Below are 20,045 nucleotides of genomic sequence, written 5' to 3'. Positions count from 1 at the left end.
ATGTCTGAGACCTTTGAACCCAAGAACATCATCGTCACGGGCGGCTGCGGCTTCATCGGCAGCAACTTCGTGCACTACGTCGTGGACAACCACCCGGACGTGCACGTGACCGTCCTGGACAAGCTGACTTACGCCGGCAACCCCGAGAACATCGCCGGGCTGCCCGCCGACCGCGTGGAGCTCGTCGTGGGCGACATCTGCGACGCCGGGCTGCTGGATCGCATCGTCCCGGGCCACGACGCCATCGTGCACTACGCCGCAGAGTCCCACAACGACAACTCCATCGCCGACCCCGAGCCGTTCCTGCGCACCAACGTCGAGGGAACCTTCCGCCTGCTGGAGGCCGTCCGCAAGCACGGCGTCCGCTACCACCACGTGTCCACCGACGAGGTCTACGGCGACCTGGCGCTCGACGACCCCGCCAAGTTCACCGAGGAGACGCCGTACAAGCCGAGTTCTCCGTACTCGAGCACCAAGGCGTCCTCCGACATGCTCGTGCGCGCCTGGACCCGCACCTACGGCCTGCGCACGACCATCTCCAACTGCTCCAACAACTACGGCCCCTACCAGCACGTGGAGAAGTTCATCCCCAGGCAGATCACCAACATCGTCGACGGCGTGCGCCCCAAGCTCTACGGCCGCGGCGAGAACGTCCGCGACTGGATCCACACCGAGGACCACTCCTCGGCCGTCTGGGACATCCTGACCAAGGGCCGCATGGGGGAGACCTACCTCATCGGCGCCGACGGCGAGAGGGACAACATCACCGTGCTCCGCATGATCCTGGAGGCGATGGGAAAGGACCCCGAGGACTTCGACTGGGTCGCCGACCGCCCCGGCCACGACCGCCGCTACGCCATCGACTCGACCAAGCTCCAGCGCGAGCTCGGCTGGAGGCCGGCGCACACCGACTTCGCCGAGGGGCTCAGACAGACCATCGAATGGTACGTCGCCAACGAGTCCTGGTGGCGCCCGGCCAAGGAGGCCACCGAGGCTAGGTACAGGGCACAGGGGCAGTAGCGTGCCCTAAAGGATTATTGTTTTGATGGGTTGAGGGCAACGGGGGATTAAATAGCCGCCAAGTGCCCTCAATTATTGTTAGTAGATAGCGTATCTAGGACATTTGTGCATAGATTCAAGGCGGTCTGACTCCATGTGAATCGCGTGCAGACTAGATCATGAACATTATGAGAGTGCTCAAAAAGTAAATCCGGGTTTTCGAAATATACAAGGACAGCCTTTTTAATAGAGTCAATTGCGCAGTCTTGCAAAACTGTACCGAAATTGCTTTCGGGGATGATATCGGATGCGCCTGCGCAATTACTAACCACGATTGCGCACTTTTGAGCTGCAGCCTCAAGAAGAACGGTTGGCATGCCCTCTGGATATTCACTAGGCATAAGAAAACAGCTAGCATAGCGTAGCAAGGATGACATGTCAGGTTCATTTAATCTTCCGACAAAATGGATTCTTTCATTTTGCGCGTTGGACACCGCTGTATTTAATGGACCACTGCCCGCAATAATCAAATGAATGTTTTTGCCATGAATGCCGTCAATTGCTTCTATTGCCTTCATGACGCCTTTTTCCTCAATCAGGCGACCGGCATATGCAACGACAAATGCGTCAGGAGATATATTAAGCTCAGAATCCCAGTCTCTTTTTGATGCAGATAAGCAGTATGCATCAGCATCAATCGAGTTGGGTATTACGGAATGGGGTGAAAACCCCAAGCTTTTTATCCACTGTAAGCTTCGATTCGAAACTGCACATGCAACCGGTTTGCTTCTAGAAATGATTTTTGTTGACAGTCCTTCATACAATCGCATGAGATAACCCATTGGACTTTTTTCTGTAGACAAGTATCCTGAGCTATGGTCAATCAAAACCGGCCGTATGTGCTTCTTTACAGCAATCCTGCATGCAAGGAGACAGATTGGATAATAGCGAGTGTTGATAATGATGTCGCTAATGGACAGTTTCATTATCTGATTAAAAATCCGGTATGTGCTTGGTATAGGTTTGATAATAGGAAATCTGTCATTCATTAGAGACAACGAGGGCACCTCGATCAAAGAGATGTCGTTGTCACTAGTGATTCCGTTACTTCGCTCGGAATTGGAAGAAGTGAGTATAACAACTTTGTTGCCAAGCTCAGTCAATTTTTTTGCGAGATTTTCGGTGTACCTCTCCACTCCCCCCATGTGAGGGGAGTAGTATGCGCTGACAATTAATATTCGTCGCATAGTTATCCTTTGCGTTAAGAGGCTGTTGCTATTAGGGGTAATTACAGCTTAGAAATAATGTAGTATGCAGGCCAGTCAAGGTGTAACTTCTGCAATCCCAGCATCACCCCTACACCTAGGCGAATTTTTAATGTCTGGCCTTTTGGTTTTAGAATACCTATGTGAGGATTTTTTAGATAGTTCGGGAAATTCCTTCTGGCATGTGAAAACACAAAAGCATACTTTGATTTCATTAGCTTTGGTCCGCAACCCTTATTAAAAACAACCAAGGCATTGATCATGTTTGCTAAATAGGTGTATTCAATAACATCGAATCTGCTTTTCGGTAGTTTTGAGAGATCGTGGCTCTGAAGGAAAAGATCAAACATTTCCGCCATGATTTGCTCATGATTTTTCTTGTAGTTCATTGAACCGGTGATGGATTGGCGGTTGAAGTAGTAATAATAGCCCTCGTATGGAATGATTTTCACTTTCGCGTTGCAGTAAAAGGCGCAGAGGCTAAAGTAGATATCCTCACCGCAAGGGACACCGGTAAAGCCCAGTTTGTTTTCTTCGATAAAGGACTTTTTAAAGAGTTTTGCGCATGCAATTGCATAGGTCGTCGTACTCCATACGCTGTTTGATATGCGATGCCTTTTCAGTTTGCCATCAATATCCCTTATGAAACCTCCTGCGATGATGTCGTAGTCGCCATCTTCGGCTGCTTGAAGATACGTTTCGATGTAGTTGGGGGCGACATAGTCATCGCTATCTACAAAGAGAACATATTCGCTATCAACATGTTTGAGAGCTCTTTCTCTTGTTCGACCAAGACCTAAATTGCGCTCATTGTTTAGAACTTGAATCTTAGATGGAAACTTTTCTTGATACCTCGAGAGAATATCGCAGCTGTTATCAGGACTGCAGTCGTTAACGCAAAGCACTTTATAATCAGAAAAAGTTTGGTTGACGAGACTGTCGAGACAACGACCAAGATACTTTTCAACGTTATAGACTGGGACGATAACTGTCACTTTCATTTGGATTCCTTGTCTCTATGGTAAAACACGATTTTGCATGTATAGGGGTATGCTCGTTTGTTTCCTATCCTATATGCCAATGCGATATGAGTGAATATATAATAATCATATGGTTCAGCTACTCATAAGATATATTGAATGGCTGTTCAGGTTCTACTGATTTACCACGAGAGAATGGTGCTCGATTGTCGTCTAAATCGAATGTGCTTATTGCTATTCCTGCATATAACGAAGAGGAGTGCATTGAAGGCACGGTAAAAGAGCTCCGTTCGATTGCGCCAGAGTTTGACTTCATTATTATCAACGACGGTTCTCGGGATCGAACGGGCGAGATTTGTGATTCGTTGGGCTGTAATGTCATTACGATGCCTATTAACTGCGGCCTGACTGTTGGCTTTCAGACCGCGGCTCGATATGCCGTCGACCATGGTTATGACTATATGATTCAATTTGATGCTGACGGGCAACATCGTCCGGAGTATTTGGCTGCCCTTGTTGAGAAGGCGGAAAAAACTGGTTCCGATATCGTTATCGGTTCTAGGTTTCTGACTGTTCGCAAAGACAAATCGATGCGTATGGTTGGTTCTCGCATGATTACTGTTTTGATTAAGGCGCTGACTGGCCATCGCATCAGTGATCCTACATCCGGATTTAGGCTGTTTAGTCGCCCTGTGCTCGAAAGGTATTATTACGACAACACTCTTAATCCCGAGCCAGAATCAATCGCCTTATTTTTAAAACAAGGATATTCGGTCTCCGAGGTCCAGGTTTCCATGCGTGAACGCCAAGGTGGGGAGAGCTACTTAAATCCGGTTAAGTCCATACAGTATATGCTCCGGGTATTTGTAACGCTTCTTATTGTTCAGTGGTTTAGGTGATTGCTGTGTCTATATCGCTTCGCGTGTTGCTGATCGTCAGCGCTGCTATTGTTTTGATTTTTGTTGCCCGAAAGCTTAAGAAGTCCCAGATGCAAGCTCTGGATTCCTTGTTTTGGCTATTATTTAGCTTAAGTTTCGTAATTTTAGGCATTTTTCCCGAAATAGCAACCGCTATTTCATCTCTCTTTGGTTTTGTTTCACCTTCGAACTTAGTGTTTTTATACGTGATTGCTGTTCTCGTAGTGCGCGATTTCTGCAATTCCCTGCGCTTGGCTAAGTTGGAGGAACGCTTGAATTCTCTTGTTCAGGCGGTCGCATTAGATAAATAACACCTTCTTTTAGGCAATAGGATTGTGTATGAGCACTTGGATTTCATTTACTGGCGCAATTGCAGTGGCCTCTTTTCTGCTGTTTTTTCCTGGGTACCTTTTACTTTCCCCTTTTAAGAGTATTCGGTTGTCAAAATTGGCAATTGCTCCAATCGTTTCTATTTTCATTACTTGTGTGACCGGTGTTATTACTTCGGTATTTCTTCACTCTGTAAATGTGTGGGTTTTCATCTGCCTTGAACTAGCGATTCCGATTTTGGTTTTCGTTGCATCTTTTGTCTGGCGCCTTGTGGGATCTACTCAGATGCCCGTAGGGTCCTGTTCTGGTTATTTGAATACTAAAGACGCTGGTTTCTATCAAGTCCTGTACCTGATCGTTGGGTTTATTGCTGCTATCTATGTCTTTGTGTCCGTTCTCGGTTCGCCTGAGTTTTTTTCAGTGTCGATAGACAATTCGTATCATCTCAATGAGATTCATGCTCTTGCAACCACTGGCTGCTATTCTCCTGCGGGAATAAGCGTTTACCCAACCGTTCCTGGATATGGTTCCACTGGAGCTGGGTTTTACCCCGCTGCATGGCACGTAATCTGCGCGCTGGTGAGCAATCTTCTTTCTATTAGCGCTGCTGTCGCTATCAATGCAGTTAATTTCTCGCTTGTTGCTTTCGTATTTCCAATGAGCTGCTTTGCGTTGATGAGTGTCATTACTGAAAAAAAGACTTGTCTCGCACTGGGAGCTTTAATTTGCATTTCTGCATATGCGTTCCCGTGGAGGCTGCTTACCTTCGGTGTCCTATATTCAAATCTTGCCGCTTTTTGTCTTGTATGCTCAGTTTGTTCCGTATTCATGAGCCTAACTAAGGGCGAAGGTCTGTCTATCCAAAACAGAGTTTTGTTGGCCTTTTTATTTCTTTTCGGATTGTTCGACCTATTTTTGCTTCAACCTAATGGGGTTTTCTCTGTTGGCGTTTTGCTGCTTCCATACGCGGCTGCAAGGTTGTATAGCTTTTGCATTGCGAAAAATCTCACTCCGCTTAAGTCGTTTTCAGCTGCGGTTGGCCTAGTGGTCTGCTTTGTTGCCGCTTGGATCGTTGCATATAATTTACCCATGATGCAAGGAGTTGTTGGCGTTAGCTGGAGTCACTATACGTCGGCTTCGCAAATGTTGGTCAATTTCCTCTGCCAGTCGTACTCTCCGGATTCTCCCAGTAATCTTGTTCTTGGTTTATTCGTCATTGTGGGACTGTTTTATACCCTGCAGCGCGTTGAGCTTCGCTGGATATCTGTTTCTTATTTTCTTGCGTTAGCCATTCATTTCTCCACAGGTGCTACAGAGGCAGTATTTAAACCGTGGTTTGCTGGATTTTGGTATGCTGATCCATATAGAACAGCTACGTTGTGCACGCTTGCCGCGTTTCCGTTGGCGGTCTTTGGTTCTTCGATTGTTTTCGTTGAGCTAAGAAAGAGAATTCTTGACAGCAAGCATATGTCTGCCGGATCGTTCAATCGACTTTATTCCGCTATATTTGTCGTGCTTTTTGTTACGGCTGTTTTCTATCCTTCATTTCAGATTCCGGGCTTCCTTAACGTTGAAATGGTTTTTGGCAAAACAAGGAATGTAATCAAACGAGACTATGACATGTACAACCCAGAGGAATTAAATGCGAAAGAGCTTGAATTTGCATCGTCTGTAAAGGAGATTGTGGGTGATTCCGTTGTTTTAAATTCGCCCTATGACGGATCAGCTTTTCTTTACGGGTCTTCTGATATTCAGGTGTACTATCGCTCTTTAAACAGCTCTCCCGAGAATGACCCCAACGAGTCCATCGCCAGTAGGGTCATAAGGCATGGACTCTATAAGATTGGGTCGGATTCCGAGATGAGGCAGGCCGTTAAGGTAACCGGTGCCCATTATGTACTATTGCTCGATTCCGATAATTGTAAATCAAGAGGTCATGTTTTTACGTATAACCCGGATGACTGGGATGGTATCGAGGAGATTAACGATAAGACTCCTGGGTTTACACTATTAAAAAAATCGGGGCATTCTAGGCTGTATCGCATCGATTTAGAGTAATTATTGTTTTAGTATCAATTGAAATTGGAGCCTCATGCAGTTTAAGTTGGCGAATCTCATCTTCAGTGGTAACCAGGCGTTTGATCAATTCCCGACCCTCTCTTTTAGAGAGCTAGCCGGTAGGGCGATTTCTGATTCTCCATCTTCTCTGAGATTGCTTGGTTCTTCTTGGGTTGATTTTTCCACTTATTTTAATTCTCTTTCTATAATGAAGTGGAAAGAGTACTCGAATGCTGGGTCTTTTTATCTTCATTTCAAATATCGGGGTGCCGGTTTTGAATTTCAGCAGAGGACCGTTGGTAATCTTGATTGGAGCTCCCGTGTTGTTCCGGACTCCAATCGCAGCTTCTCTTCTTCTGATGTTTGGGCTTCCGTTGATATCGAAATTACCGAGCAGACTGGTGAAACACTACATTCCTTCAGCATTGAAAGTTCCGGCGATTTGACGCTTGATGATGCCTATTATTATGTGGATGTTGATCCTTGCTGCATTCATCCAGTCGAATTAGCTCTTGCTATTACGACATTTAAAAAAGAACAGTACGTCCTTAACAATCTAAATCTCATTAAAGAGGGGATTCTTTCTAGTAAAGAGCCAATTTCGGAACATTTTCATGTCCATGTTGTCGACAACGGCAGATCCTTAGACTGCAACTCTGGATCGGATCGTATTTCGATTCATCCTAATCCAAATGTCGGCGGTTCCGGTGGGTTTGCTCGTGGCATGATCGAGGCGCTGGAACAGAATCCTAAAGCGACTCATGTTCTCCTGATGGACGACGATGTTGAGGTTCTTCCCGAGAGCTTTATCCGTACGTTCAATCTGCTTTCTCTTCTCAAAGAAGAATATGTTAACGCCTTTTTATCGGGCGCAATGATGAGCTTGGAAGAGCTCAATTTGCGTACCGAGGATTTGGGGTTCTTTACTGCTAAGGGAACTTTTTCTCCCCTTAAGCCTGAAGGCTATATGACTTCACTTCATGATGTGGTTGAGACCGAGATATATAAGGCCCCAACTGGCCTTTATGAGGACACTGCCCAACAGTATGCTGGCTGGTGGTATTGCGTTATACCTACCGCAACGATTGAGCGCGAGGGGCTGCCTTTGCCTTTATTTGTTCGTTCGGATGACGCCGAGTACGCGCTTCGCTGTAAGCCTAGGTTCATGTCCATGAATGGTATTTGCGTTTGGCATAATTCTTTTAAGTTTAAGTACAGTGCCGCTGTGGAGCGTTATCAGGTGAGCCGAAATACGCTGATTAGCCAAGCGACGACCGGCGTTGCTCCCCTTGCTGATTTTCTTTATGAGATTCGTCGTGAGGTCGAACTAGACCTGAAGAAATTTGACTACGATGACGCTCTTCTTGCTGTAAAGGGCCTTGAAGATTTTTTGAGAGGCCCAGAGTGGATTTCTCATCCGGTTGCTGAAGCTCGCTTTATGGCGGCAAATCGTGAAAGGGAACAATTGATTCCCATCGAGCAACTCGTCCCTCAAGCGCTAGAGCTGGGCGTCGACTTGACGCAGTTAACTTTTGGCAATTTGAGTCTTGGGGGCGACAGGTCTAGGCTGCAGGCGTTTAAGGATTATCTGACCATTAATGGTCACCGTTTCGTTAATGATTCAGCAAAGCGTAGAGACAAGGTTGCTGTTATTGATGCTGCGGGATGGGTCTATCCCGCTGGTAAAATTAGGGATGTTGACACGCTTATTGTGGTAGATATGCCTAATAAAAAGGGTGCCATTAGACATATGGACAAGAAGCGATTCAAAGAGGTTTGGACTCGTTTTCGTAAAGCCGAGAAGGAATTCAAGCGTAACAAAGATAAGATTTATGCCGAATACGCTTCGTATAGAGATGTCTTTACTTCGATTGATTTTTGGAAACAGTATTTGAAAGAGGCGTCTGAGTAGTCTTCGTGTGAGTGGGTTTCAAAGTGGGACCCACTCATTCTTTTGTATCATAAGTGCAATTGTGCTTCTTTCATTGTTCGTTGATGGGAAGGTTAAGTCATGTCCTTGCTTTCAAATATAAAAAAGATTCTTCCCGGCTCATCCCGATCATTACATGCCATGCATGAGGATATGGATCGCCGTTTTGACGAGGTATTTTCGCGTATCGAGCAGGCTGATAACGGCATCAATATGAATATCAATTACAAATTCGATACTCGGTTATTTCCAGAAATTGAATTGCTCAAGCAACGCCAACAAAGCCTATCGGAACAGATGGCTCTTCGCTTTGAATTGCTGGCTCGGCGTGCATACCCCGATCTCACGCCCTTTGAGCTTCGTTGCAAAATCTTTGATGCGTTACCTGATGCCGAGGGTGATATTCGATTGATGCAGCAGGCAAATGCGGCGTTGATGAGCAAGCTAGACGCGATTTGCGCCGCCAATAATATCCAATACTGGCTTTCTTATGGCTCTCTTGTGGGGACTTTGTCTCGATCGGGGTTTATTCCTTGGGACGACGATATTGATATCTGCATGATTAGGTCCGATGTGGATAAGCTCACTGCCGCCTTAAAAGATGATCCTGATTATCAAATCACTCTTGTATACGACTGGTTTGTAAAGTGCCGTCAAGTTCGTTTTTGTTCAACTAACCCGCTTATTCCTTGTTTCGTAGACATTTCGATTTATGACTGGGCTGCCGAGAATTCTAAGCGCGCGAACAATCAGCTTAGGCAACTCAGAATTGAACTTATGGATTTCTTTGACCAAAATGAGGGTGAGTTTAGTTTTTGGAAAGATAATCCTTGGATGGTCCACCCTGACAGCGGTCTTAGTGTGCAGTGCGGGGATGTTGACTTGGAGGCTCAGAGAGCTGTTATTTCTTCTGCGGATATTGATCTTGTTCAGGGTGTTTTCGATTCGTATAACGAAAAGGCTCATGCACTTGGTTTGTTGACTGATGAGCCTCATGGCGATTTTGCATACGCGATTGATAACGTTTTTGATGCCCCTAAGCGTAAAATAATTTGGGATCGCAACGATATTCTTCCCGTAAGAAAGCATCCGTTTGGCGGTTTCTCTTTTTCGGTTCCTGCGAAAGCGGAAAAGGTCGCTGACGCCTGTTATCCTGGATGGCCTTACATGCCTATGGACATCTGCGGGCATGATCATTTTGCAAAGGATGTTTTGTCCGATCCCGATGTTCGCTCCGCGATGGCAAGGTTTGTTGACGAATGTAATTAGTAGTTACAACGGCTTTGATTAAGGTATTTAAAATGCAGTTTAAACTTGCGAATGTTGTACTTAAAATTGAAAAGCATGCAAAGTATTTTCCTGAACTCTACTATCGCGTGCTCTCCGGCGATGCTTCGTATGATGACAACATTCATTCACTTCATATCAATGGAAACGTTGACTTTCTGACGTATGTAAATGGCCTATCTGCATGTAAATGGCATCAATATGCGTCTGTTGACGGCGTCGTCTTGCATATGGCTTTATTTGGCAGAGGACGGGTTGTCGTTCATGGAGTGAGGTCTGGCGAGCTGAATCCTGTCGAGCTTAAATCGCATCCTTTTGATGGCGATAAACTTGATCCTTGCGTTCTCGATATCGATATCGATACAACCGGCTACGACTTGATCGGTTTTTGGATTGAGAGCGACGAGGGCTATTCCGTTGACCTTTTGAGCGCTTCCTACCTGACGGATGTTTCTGAGGGCTCAATTAACCCGATCAATCTTGCTCTTTCTACTACTACATTTAAGAATGAACGATATATTCTTCCAAACATTGAGCTTGTTAAAACCGGCATCTCTAAAGAGGATGGTCCGATTCGCGACCACTTCCACATGTTTGTCGTCGACAATGGCCAGACGCTCGATGCTGCGTCGCTTTCCGATGATCTGGTCACCGTGCTCCCGAACCCCAACACAGGCGGTTCGGGAGGATTCGCACGTGGAATGATGGCGGCTACCGAAACTCCAGGTCAGTTCACCCATATCATCTTGATGGATGACGATGTCTCCATCATGCCCGAGAGCTTGATTCGCACGTTCAACCTTCTTTCTCTTACTAAGGGAAAATATAAGGATGCCTTTATTAATGGCGCCATGCTTTCGATGGAGAATCCTATTCGCCAGTTCGAGGATGTCTCGTATGTGGCGACTACTGGTGCCTATCGTCGCGTAAAAGGGGATCTGAATGTTGGCAAGCTGGCTGACATCCTCGAAAATGAACGCATGAGCGTTGAGGTTGAACAAGCCTACGGAGCTTGGTGGTATAGCTGCATCCCTGTGAAAGCTATCGAAAAGAACGGTCTTCCCATGCCTTTCTTTATCCGCTGTGACGACGTTGAGTTTGGCATGCGCAATAAGCCTGTCTATATGACTATGAATTGCATTTGCGTGTGGCACGCAAGCTTTGAGGGGCGTTTCAGGGCTTCGGTGGATTGCTACCAGTACTTCCGCAACTTCTTTGCCATGATTGCTCTTGATGATTGTGCTGATGAGAAGATGTTTGTCCTTCGTATTCAGCGAGGGGTACGTCAGAACTTGCGCGATATGGACTATCAGGCTGCCGAGTTTATTCTCGATGGCTTTGAGGATTATCTGCGTGGCCCTGAGTATCTCCAGAAGCTTGATGGTGCCGTTACGATGATCGGCAAGGGTAAGTTAAACGAAAAGCTGATTCCTGTTTCCCAAATGGATCCAGAGCTTCTTCGTAATGCTGGGGTTACGGAGCAAGTGCTCGCTAATGTTAATCTGGAATTCCGTCCTTCAAAGTTTATGAAGTATTGGAGATCTATTCCTTACGACAAGCACTATCTTCCCGATGCGCTGTTGCGCGGGAAAGCTGGCTATGTAGTAAAGAACGGCAGCTGTACGCTTGAGGGCAACTCGACGCGCTGCAAGACGCTGGTCTTTCTTGATCCGACCCGCGAGAAAGGATCGGTTCGCACGATGGACCGAGCGCGGTTCAAGAGTATTCGCCGTCGAGAGCACGAACTGATGGCGCGCTATCGCAAAGAAGGCAAGAGCGTCAGGAGGACATGGAAAGATGCCATGCCGTACATGGCTTCTCGAGAGTTCTGGGAAGAGTACTTGGGTCTTAAATAAGATGAGGTCCGGATTAAGTCCGGACCTCATCTTATTTTGAATAGGTTTTATAGGCTTGTAGCTCCCATTGCTTTCTTTCGACCTTCGCAACCGAGTCGAGGATAAGCCCCGTTGCCAGACTAAGACCGCATAGGAACATGAACGAGACGGCGAGCATTGCGGTGGGGAAGCGGGGGACTAATCCGGTCTGGAAGTACTCTGCGACGATTGGTATACCGAGGGCGAGCCCTATGATGGCAAAGATGAGCGCGATAAGGCTAAAGAACTTGAGCGGACGATAGTCTTTAAAGAGCGTTCCGATCATTGCGATGACTTTGATGCCGTCGCTGACCGTATTGAGTTTGGATTCAGAGCCCTCAGGCCGATCTCGATACTCTACCGGCACGTCCTGAATGCGCCAGCGGTGATCGACGGCGTGGATGGAGAGCTCGGTTTCGATCTGGAAGCCCTCGCTCAATACGGGGAAGGTCTTGACGAAGGGCTTGCTCATGGCTCGGTAGCCGGTCATCACGTCGTCAAAGCTGTAGCCGTAAATCCATTTGATCATGGCACGAACAAGGTTGTTGCCAAAGCCGTGAAAGGCTCGTTTATTCTCCTCGGCATAGGTGCCGTTTGATAGGCGATCGCCAACGGTCATATCTGCTTCGCCGTTAAGGATGGGATTGCAGAGTGACTTGGCAGCTTCGGCGGGGTATGTATCGTCGCCGTCGACCATTAAGTAGCACTCGGCATCGATATCGCGGAACATTTGACGGCACACGTTACCTTTGCCCTGCCTGGGCTCGTGGCGCACCTTAGCCCCGTGCTGCTTGGCGATTTGCGAAGTGTCGTCGGACGAGTTGTTGTCGTAAACATAGACAACTGCGCCGGGCAGCTCTCGATGAAAATCGTCGACAACTTTGCCAATCGTCAGCGCTTCGTTGTAACAGGGGATTATGACGGCGGTATTCGAATAGTCCATGTAGGACCTCCTTTAATGACTCATCTGGTCGAAAGTATACCTATCGCCTGCCCCTTTGATTAGATATGGGTTAGTTCTCCAGATTTGTTGCGGTGGGTTATCGTCAACGTGGGAGGGCTATACTTTCCAATGTTATGTTTTACGAGACAAGGAGATGGTCCGTGGCTGACAATGTAGAGAGTCAGAAAGCGGTGGCTAAACCGGCCTCTCACGCTAAAAATGATTTTGAAAAGGACAAGTTCATTCTTAAGCAGCTTGTCACCAAAGATTTTAAAATCAAATATCGTCGCAGTGTTCTGGGCGTGGCGTGGTCCGTGCTTAACCCGCTGCTGATGATGGTTGTTATGTCGATCGTGTTTTCGACGATTTTTGGCCAGAGCCGCAATGGATCAATTACGCCCGAAATGTATCCGTTGTATCTGATTGTCGGTAACATTACGTTCTCCGTCATGTCTGAGTCGACGAACCAGGCACTCATGTCCATCATTTGGGCGTCGTCGCTACTCAAGAAGGTTAAGGTCCATCGCTGGGTGTTCCCGGTGCAGAAGGTGCTGTTCTCACTTGTCAACTTTTCCTTCTCTTTGGTTGCCGTCGCCCTTGTTATGCTCTTTTTCCGTGTGGTTCCTACCTGGCATTTAATTTTGCTGCCGGTTTGCTTGCTGTTGCTTATGTGCTTCTGCATGGGCTTGGGCATGATGCTGTCTGCGCTGGCGGTCTTTTTCCGCGATGTTATGCATCTGTGGACCGTCGTCATTACGGCCTGGATGTATCTGACGCCTATTTTCTGGACGACCGATTACATCAGCCAAATGGCACATTGGATTCAGGTGCTCGTGGTTGTCAATCCCATGTACAACTATCTCCAGTTTATGCGTGATATCTTCCTGTTTAATACCGTGCCTTCTGCGCTTACCTTTGGGCTGTGTGTTGTTTGGGCCGTTCTTGCCCTTGCTATTGGCTATACCGTGTTCCATAAGACCGAGCACAAGTTTATTCTCTACATCTAAGGAGTGCTGTTCATGACTGAATCTGCTATTGATTACAGCAAGCAGCCCCTTGCTGTTGAGGTCAAAGACGTCACCATGATCTTTAACATGGCGTCGGAGTCGCTTACAAACCTCAAGGAGTACTTTATTAAGCTCGCAAAGCACGAGCTGTTCTTTGAGGAATTCCGTGCGCTTAAGCACATTTCGTTTGATGTGCATCGCGGCGAGGTCGTTGGCCTTGTTGGTACTAACGGTTCCGGCAAGTCTACGATGCTCAAGATTATCGCTGGCGTTTTGGAGCCCAGCGAAGGCGAGGTTAAGGTTCACGGCAATATTGCACCGCTGATTGAGCTTGGTGCCGGCTTTGACCCGGAACTTACCGCGCGTGAGAATATCTATCTGAACGGTGCGCTGCTTGGCTATACCAAGGAGTTTATCGACGCTAGTTTTGACGAGATCATCGAGTTCGCTGAGCTTAAAGACTTCGTTGACATGCCCTTGAAGAACTTCTCTTCGGGTATGGTCGCACGCATTGCCTTTGCTATCGCTACGATTACCGAGCCCGATATCCTCATCGTCGATGAGACGCTTTCTGTTGGCGATGTCTTTTTCCAGCAGAAGTGCGAGCGTCGTATTCAGCACTTTATTGAGAGCGGTGACGTCACGGTCTTATTCGTTTCTCACTCCATGGAGCAGGTTGAGCGTATTTGTCAGCGTGCTGTATGGATTGAGAAAGGCGATCTACGCATGGATGGTCCCGTGGATGAGGTCTGCAAGGCGTACCACGACCAGTTCAAGTAGGTTATAATTTATTAGCCGTGTGAACTTGTACCCGCTTGGTCGCGCGGCTTTATGCTCCATTAGCTCAGTTGGATAGAGCAGGGGACTTCTAATCCCAAGGTCGACGGTTCGAATCCGCCATGGAGCACCATGTGACTTTTTGAGGACCCGGTTTAATGCCGGGTCTTTGTTTTTTGTCACGTGCGCGCGTGCAGTGCTCCCTCAACAATAAGTCCGATGCAGCGATGCTGCACCGGACTTTCTACATCCCAGAATGGCTATCAGCCTTTGGCTGTTGGGGTCTTACGCCTCCGTCGGCTCCACGCCCAGCTCGTTGCGGACGAGCTCGAAGGCGGCGGCGATGGCCTTGTCCATGTCGTAGTACTTGTAGCCGCCCAGGCGACCGGCGAAGATCACGTCACCCTCCTGTGCCGCCAGCTCCTCGTACTGCTTGTAGAGGGCCTCGTTCTTGGCGTCGTTGATGGGGTAGTAGGGCTCGTCGCCGGGCTTCCAGTCGGCCGGGTACTCGCGCGTGATGACGGTCTTGTCCTGCGTGCCGAACTCAAAGTGCTTGTGCTCGATGATGCGCGTGTAGGGGATCTCGCGCTCGGTATAGTTGACCACGGCCACGCCCTGGTGGTCCTGCTCGTCGAGCGTCTCGGTCTCAAAGCGCAGGCTGCGGTACTCGAGCGTGCCCAGCTTAAAGTCGTAGAACGCGTCGATGGGGCCGCAGTAGATCGTCTTGGCGGCGATATCGGGCTCGGAGGCGATCAGCTCCTTGTACTCCACGCCGCAGCGGACCTCGATCCCCTCGAGCATGTTGGCGACCATCTTGGTGTAGCCGCCCATGGGGATGCCCTGGTAGCGATCGTTGAAGTAGTTGTTGTCGTAGGTAAAGCGGCAGGGGAGGCGCTTGATGATGCTCGCGGGCAGGTCGCGGCAGTCGCGGCCCCACTGCTTCTCGGTGTAGCCCTTCACGAGCGTCTCGAAGATGTCGCGGCCGACGAGCGACAGCGCCTGCTCCTCAAGATTCTGCGGCTCGCCGATGTTCTCGGCGGCCACCTGCTCGGCGATCTTGGCCTTGGCGTCTGCCGGCGTGACGACGCCCGGCCACATCTTGGCGAAGGTGTTCATGTTAAAGGGCATGTTGTACATGTTGCCGTGGAAGTTGGCGACCGGCGAGTTGACGTAGTTGTTGAACTCGGCGAAGCGGTTGACGTAGTCCCAGACGTCCTTCATGGAGGTGTGGAAGATATGCGCGCCGTAGCGGTGGACCTGGATGCCCTCGACGTCCTCGGTGTAGATGTTGCCGGCGATGTGGTCGCGGCGGTCGATGACCAGGACCGACTTGCCGGCGCGCTTGGCGGCATTGGCAAAGACGGCACCAGAAAGGCCGGCACCGACGACGAGGTAATCGTACTGGGACATGGATATGCTCCTTTGTATGGCAATTGGACAGTTACAAATGATTCAGGGCAAACGCCACTGGCTCATTTGTCTCAAAGATTAGTCTAGCAGACGCTCCCTCAGCAGCTCCAGCGCGTGGGCATACCCCTGCAGGCCCTCGCCGGTGATGGTGGCAAAGCAAGCCAGGCGCGCATAGCTTACCTGGCGGAAGTCTTCGCGGGTCTCGACGGCGCTAATGTGGACCTCAACGGCGGGGATGGCGACGGCTTTGAGGGCGTCGAGAATCGCCACGCTCGTGTGCGTGTAGGCCGCCGGGTTGATGACGATGCCGTCGACCTTGCCGTAAGCCTCCTGGATCTTGTCGACGATGCTGCCCTCGTGGTTGGACTGGAAGACCTCGACCTCGTCAAAACCTTGTGCGGCGCTTGCCTCCTGGCAGATCTGGACCAGGCGGTCGTAGTTGTCGCTGCCGTAGATGCCCGGCTCGCGAATGCCGAGCATGTTGAGGTTGGGGCCGTTGATGACGAGTGCTTTCATGGTTGTTTCCTTTGCGGTCTGGTTGGTGGCGGGGCTTGCTGTCTGCGGCGTTTGCCCAGATAAAACCTGCCAAAATAAACCTGTCCCTTTTTGGCAGGTTTTAGAGGGTGTCGAGGAGGGCCTGGGCGGTGTTGGCGGCGCTGTCGCGTGAGTCGATGATGTAGTCGGCCCAGGCGCGGTAGCGCGGCATGCGCTGCTCGGCGAGCTTATCGATGCCGTCGCGCGCAGTGATGGGGCGGCCCTTGTGGGCGAGTTCGTCGAGCTTGCGGTTGAGCATCACGATCTGGCTGTTTTGGTGCAGCAGCGGGTAGTTCTCGTCGCGTGTGACCACGCCGCCGCCGGTGGAGAGCACCAGGCCCCTGCGCTTGGAGATGTCGGCCAGCGCCGCCGTCTCCTGCTCGCGGAAGGCTGCCTCGCCGCGCTCGACGATAAAGTCGGCGCAGGACATGCCCAAACGCTCCTCGAGCGCGCGGTCCAAGTCGATGTGCTCGCGGCCCGTGAGCTGGGCGATCTGCTCGCCCACGCGGGTCTTGCCCGAGCCCGGCATGCCGATGAGCGCGATGTTCTGCTCGCGGCGGGACAGGCGCTCCGTCACACCCAGGATGCGCTCGCGCGGTGTAATCTGGCCGGTGTAGCGCTCGACGGCCTGTGCCGCTTGGGCCACGAGCATCAGCAGGCCGCCGATGCAGGGGATGCCGCGGCGCTCGGCCTCGAGCATGAGTCCCGTGCGGGCGGGATTGTAGACAATGTCGATGACGCCCTCGAGCGCATCGAGCCCTTCGAGCGTGCAAGGCGCGTCGGGGCAGTGAGGGAACATGCCGGCGGGCGTGCAGTTGACGAGCAGCGCCGCGCCGGACTGCTGTGCGATGTTATCGTAGTTGACCTCGCTCGTGCGGCCGACAGGCACAACGACGGCGCCCAGGTCACCGAGCACCATGCTGGCCGTGGTGCCGGCACCGCCGGTGGCACCGAGGACGAGGACCTTCTTTCCGGCAACCTCAACGCCCAGCTCCTCGACCAGGCACTGAAACCCAAAGTAGTCGGTATTGTCGCCGCGCAGGCGGCCGTCGGGTAGGCGCGTGATGGTGTTGACGTTGCCCATGCGCTTGGCCAGCGGACTCAGCTCGTCCAGGTAGTCCATGACGGCGCGCTTGTAGGGGATGGTCACGTTGGTACCTTCCCATTCGTCACCCGTCATAAAGGCCTCGAGATCCTCGGGCTCGCGCTCAAATCGCACGTACTCGAGCCCAGCGAGCTCTTTGTAGATGGTCGGGGTGTAGCTGTGGCCCAGCACGCGGCCCAGCACGCCGTAGGGGCGGGTTGCAGCGGTATCGGTCATCTAGAGCACCTCCGTGTAGCTGCCAAAGTAAGTGAAGCTTTCGCACACGTCGTCGATCGAGTCGAGCAAGTCATCGAGGGCCTTGCTGCCAAAGGGGCAGTCCAGGTCAAAGTAGAACATAAACTCAAAGTCGTGCCCGGGGATGGGACGGCTCTCGAGCTTGATGAGGTTGATGTTGAGCGCGTAGAAGCGCTCGAGCACGCGGTAGAGGGCACCCGGCTCATTGGCCGTGGTGATCATGAGCGAGGTACGGTTGGCACCGGGATAGACGCGCGGCTCGCGGCTGATGACGACAAAGCGCGTGTAGTTATTGTCCGAGTCCTGGATATTGGGCTCCAGCACCTCGAGGCCATACAGCGCGGCGCAGCTGCGCGAGGCGATGGCGGCGACGTCGGTGCGATCGGAGTTGGCGACCATCTCGGCCGACATGGCCGTGTTGGGGTACTTGGTGGCGTGCAGGCCGTGGGCCTCGATAAAGCCGGCGCACTGGGCGATGGCCTGGCCATGGCTGTAGACCTCGCGCACGTCGGCGAGCTTGGTGCCGGGCTTGACGAGCAGGTTGTGATCGATCTTGAGGCGCAGCGAGCGCACGATGTGGAAATCGAACTGGGCGAGCAGGTCGTAGACGACGTTGACCGAGCCGGCGGTTGAGTTTTCGATGGGCAGCACGCCAAACTCGCAAAAGCCGTCGCGTACGGCGCGCATAACGCCCTCAAAGGTCTCAAAGAACGCAATATCGGGCACGTCGAAGAGCTTGCACGCGGCTATCTGGCTGTAGGCGCCTTCCACGCCCTGGCAGGCAACGCTGGCCGTCTGGGGAAAGGGAGTATCGAAGGCTGCTGCCGTGGCATGGGCCTTTTGCGACACGGTGATGCCCTTGAGCTCGTTGATGTAGCGCTGCTGCTCGGCCTTGCTCATGCTCATGAGAAGGCGGAACAGGGTAATGGTCTGGGCCTCGTAGCGCTCGGGTGCTCGGCTGGCAAGGTTGTTGAGTTTGGAGCGCTCGCGGGCGGGGTCAAAGACGGCCTTGCCCATCTCGATCTTTGATTTGGCGACCTCGGTGGCAATATCCATGCGCTCGATAAAGCTATTGAGGAGCGTGGTATCGATGCCGTCGATGGCCTGGCGAATATCGGCAAGGTCCATGGAGACCCCTTTCGTGAATCGTTGCCTGGGGTAGCTAATTTGGGACGGGGCTTTTTTAGCTACCCTTTGACTGGCGGCGAATCGATGGGTGCCGGGGCAAATACTCACTGGCATATGGGGGTAGCTAAAAAAGCCCCGTCCCAAATTAACTACCCTCGGGGTGGGTGGGCTAAAGCTGGGCGGCGTCCTCGAGGAGGGCGTCCCAGATGGCGAGTGCCGCGGCTGCCTCGGCTACGGGGACGGCGCGCGGGACGATGCAGGGGTCGTGGCGGCCGTGGACCGAGAGCTCCGCATTTTCCATGGCGTCCATGTCCACGGTCTGCTGCTCGCGACCGATGGAGGGCGTCGGCTTTACGGCCATCCGCCACATGACGGGTGCGCCGGTGGAGATGCCGCCCAGGATGCCGCCGGCGTTGTTGGACTCGACCGCAATCTCGCCGGTCTCGGCATCAACGCGATACGGATCGTTGTTCTCGCTGCCGCGCATGGCGGCCACGGCAAAGCCCATACCAAACTCCACGCCCTTTACGGCGGGAATGCCAAAGGCGATTTGCGCGATGCGGTTCTCGATGCCGTCGAACATGGGGTCGCCGATGCCCGCGGGAAGGCCGTAGATGCCGCACTCCACGATGCCGCCGATGCTATCAAGCTCGTCGCGTGCGGCGAGAATCTCCTCGCGCATACGGCCGGCAGCCGCCGCGTCGATGCACGGTAGGTCGTTCTCAAGAATCGCCTTGCGGTCGGCCTCGCGATAGACCATGTCGTCCATGGGCAGGTCCGAGATGCCGCCGATCTGCGCGACGTGCGCCATCACCTTGATGCCGCGGGCCTCGAGCGCCTGCAGCGCAATGCCGCCGGCGATGCACAAGGGTGCCGTCAGGCGGCCGGAGAAATGCCCGCCGCCGGCGACGTCGTGCATGTTGTGGTACTTCACGCGCGCCGGAAAGTCTGCGTGCCCGGGGCGGGGCTTGCGGCGCAGCTCGGAATAGTCCTTGGAGCGCGTGTTGGTGTTCTCGATAATCGCGGCTATGGGCGCGCCGGTGGTGTGCCCATCGACCACGCCGGCAATGATGTGCGCGGTGTCGGCCTCGCGGCGCTTGGTCGCGGTCTCGTCGCGACCGGGGGCGCGACGGTCCAAAAAGGCCTGCAGCTGCTCCTGGTCAACGGCGATACCTGCCGGAATGCCGTCGAGCGAGCAGCCGATGGCGGGGGAGTGCGACTGGCCGAAGATGCTTAAGTGCAATACGTTGCCAAAGGTCGAGGACAT

At 51.6% G+C, this 20,045-nt stretch carries 17 protein-coding genes and 1 tRNA gene; 10 read left to right on the top strand and 8 right to left on the bottom strand.

All coding sequences use genetic code 11. The features are described 5' to 3' along the window. Positions 1-1,020: a dTDP-glucose 4,6-dehydratase gene (gene rfbB / locus ACTNDJ_RS06710; RefSeq protein ID WP_441083472.1), complete on the top strand. Its 1,020-nt coding sequence runs from the start codon at positions 1-3 to the stop codon at positions 1,018-1,020. Between the two features lie 68 nt (positions 1,021-1,088). Here the strand turns inward: rfbB and ACTNDJ_RS06705 are convergent, their stop codons facing one another. Both ACTNDJ_RS06705 and ACTNDJ_RS06700 read right to left on the bottom strand, forming a co-directional pair. Continuing rightward, complete coding sequence (locus ACTNDJ_RS06705; RefSeq protein WP_441083471.1) at positions 1,089-2,195, bottom strand: glycosyltransferase family 4 protein; 1,107 nt, start codon at positions 2,193-2,195, stop codon at positions 1,089-1,091. Positions 2,196-2,287: 92 nt separating this feature from the next. Further along, positions 2,288-3,265: a glycosyltransferase family 2 protein gene (locus ACTNDJ_RS06700; RefSeq protein WP_441083470.1), complete on the bottom strand. Its 978-nt coding sequence runs from the start codon at positions 3,263-3,265 to the stop codon at positions 2,288-2,290. Positions 3,266-3,450: 185 nt separating this feature from the next. On the opposite strand from ACTNDJ_RS06700, the gene ACTNDJ_RS06695 reads away from it, so the two are divergent. The 6 genes from ACTNDJ_RS06695 (at position 3,451) to ACTNDJ_RS06670 (ending at position 11,622) form a co-directional block, all read left to right on the top strand. Then, positions 3,451-4,143, top strand: coding sequence for a glycosyltransferase family 2 protein (locus tag ACTNDJ_RS06695; RefSeq protein ID WP_441083469.1), 693 nt, complete (start codon positions 3,451-3,453; stop codon positions 4,141-4,143). Positions 4,144-4,148: 5 nt separating this feature from the next. Then, positions 4,149-4,472, top strand: a complete 324-nt coding sequence (locus tag ACTNDJ_RS06690; RefSeq protein ID WP_441083468.1) for a DUF2304 domain-containing protein — start codon at positions 4,149-4,151, stop codon at positions 4,470-4,472. Positions 4,473-4,500: 28 nt separating this feature from the next. Beyond that, positions 4,501-6,549, top strand: coding sequence for a DUF6541 family protein (locus tag ACTNDJ_RS06685; RefSeq protein WP_441083467.1), 2,049 nt, complete (start codon positions 4,501-4,503; stop codon positions 6,547-6,549). Positions 6,550-6,583: 34 nt separating this feature from the next. Continuing rightward, complete coding sequence (locus tag ACTNDJ_RS06680) at positions 6,584-8,461, top strand: glycosyltransferase (RefSeq protein ID WP_441083466.1); 1,878 nt, start codon at positions 6,584-6,586, stop codon at positions 8,459-8,461. Between the two features lie 99 nt (positions 8,462-8,560). Next, positions 8,561-9,748, top strand: a complete 1,188-nt coding sequence (locus ACTNDJ_RS06675) for a LicD family protein (RefSeq protein ID WP_441083465.1) — start codon at positions 8,561-8,563, stop codon at positions 9,746-9,748. A gap of 32 nt (positions 9,749-9,780) precedes the next feature. Then, positions 9,781-11,622 carry a hypothetical protein gene (locus ACTNDJ_RS06670; protein WP_441083464.1) on the top strand — a complete coding sequence of 614 codons (1,842 nt, stop codon included), beginning with the start codon at positions 9,781-9,783 and terminating at the stop codon, positions 11,620-11,622. A 31-nt stretch (positions 11,623-11,653) separates the two neighbouring features. Here the strand turns inward: ACTNDJ_RS06670 and ACTNDJ_RS06665 are convergent, their stop codons facing one another. Next, positions 11,654-12,583: a glycosyltransferase family 2 protein gene (locus tag ACTNDJ_RS06665; RefSeq protein WP_441083463.1), complete on the bottom strand. Its 930-nt coding sequence runs from the start codon at positions 12,581-12,583 to the stop codon at positions 11,654-11,656. A 161-nt stretch (positions 12,584-12,744) separates the two neighbouring features. Between ACTNDJ_RS06665 and ACTNDJ_RS06660 the strand changes: the two genes are divergently transcribed. The 3 genes from ACTNDJ_RS06660 (at position 12,745) to ACTNDJ_RS06650 (ending at position 14,500) form a co-directional block, all read left to right on the top strand. After that, on the top strand, positions 12,745-13,590 hold the full coding sequence (locus tag ACTNDJ_RS06660; protein WP_441063101.1) for an ABC transporter permease: 846 nt from the start codon (positions 12,745-12,747) through the stop codon (positions 13,588-13,590). Between the two features lie 12 nt (positions 13,591-13,602). Beyond that, on the top strand, positions 13,603-14,370 hold the full coding sequence (locus ACTNDJ_RS06655) for an ABC transporter ATP-binding protein (RefSeq protein WP_117776189.1): 768 nt from the start codon (positions 13,603-13,605) through the stop codon (positions 14,368-14,370). A gap of 53 nt (positions 14,371-14,423) precedes the next feature. Continuing rightward, a tRNA-Arg gene (locus ACTNDJ_RS06650) sits at positions 14,424-14,500 on the top strand. A gap of 152 nt (positions 14,501-14,652) precedes the next feature. Here ACTNDJ_RS06650 and glf read toward each other — a convergent pair. The 5 genes from glf to aroC form a co-directional block, all read right to left on the bottom strand. Further along, positions 14,653-15,777: a UDP-galactopyranose mutase gene (gene glf / locus ACTNDJ_RS06645; RefSeq protein WP_441083462.1), complete on the bottom strand. Its 1,125-nt coding sequence runs from the start codon at positions 15,775-15,777 to the stop codon at positions 14,653-14,655. A 78-nt stretch (positions 15,778-15,855) separates the two neighbouring features. Beyond that, positions 15,856-16,293, bottom strand: coding sequence for a type II 3-dehydroquinate dehydratase (gene aroQ, locus ACTNDJ_RS06640; RefSeq protein WP_441083461.1), 438 nt, complete (start codon positions 16,291-16,293; stop codon positions 15,856-15,858). 100 nt (positions 16,294-16,393) lie between these two features. Then, positions 16,394-17,632: a shikimate kinase gene (locus ACTNDJ_RS06635; RefSeq protein WP_441083460.1), complete on the bottom strand. Its 1,239-nt coding sequence runs from the start codon at positions 17,630-17,632 to the stop codon at positions 16,394-16,396. Further along, a complete protein-coding gene (gene pheA / locus ACTNDJ_RS06630; RefSeq protein ID WP_441083459.1) occupies positions 17,633-18,778 on the bottom strand; it encodes a prephenate dehydratase in 1,146 nt (381 codons plus the stop codon). A gap of 169 nt (positions 18,779-18,947) precedes the next feature. Beyond that, on the bottom strand, positions 18,948-20,045 hold the full coding sequence (gene aroC, locus ACTNDJ_RS06625; RefSeq protein ID WP_441083458.1) for a chorismate synthase: 1,098 nt from the start codon (positions 20,043-20,045) through the stop codon (positions 18,948-18,950).

This window comes from Collinsella sp. HCP3S3_D1 (assembly GCF_052064015.1).
In the GTDB taxonomy this organism is placed as follows: domain Bacteria; phylum Actinomycetota; class Coriobacteriia; order Coriobacteriales; family Coriobacteriaceae; genus Collinsella.
The sequence above is the reverse complement of the archived record's forward strand: the minus strand, read 5'-3'. Positions and strand labels throughout refer to the sequence as shown.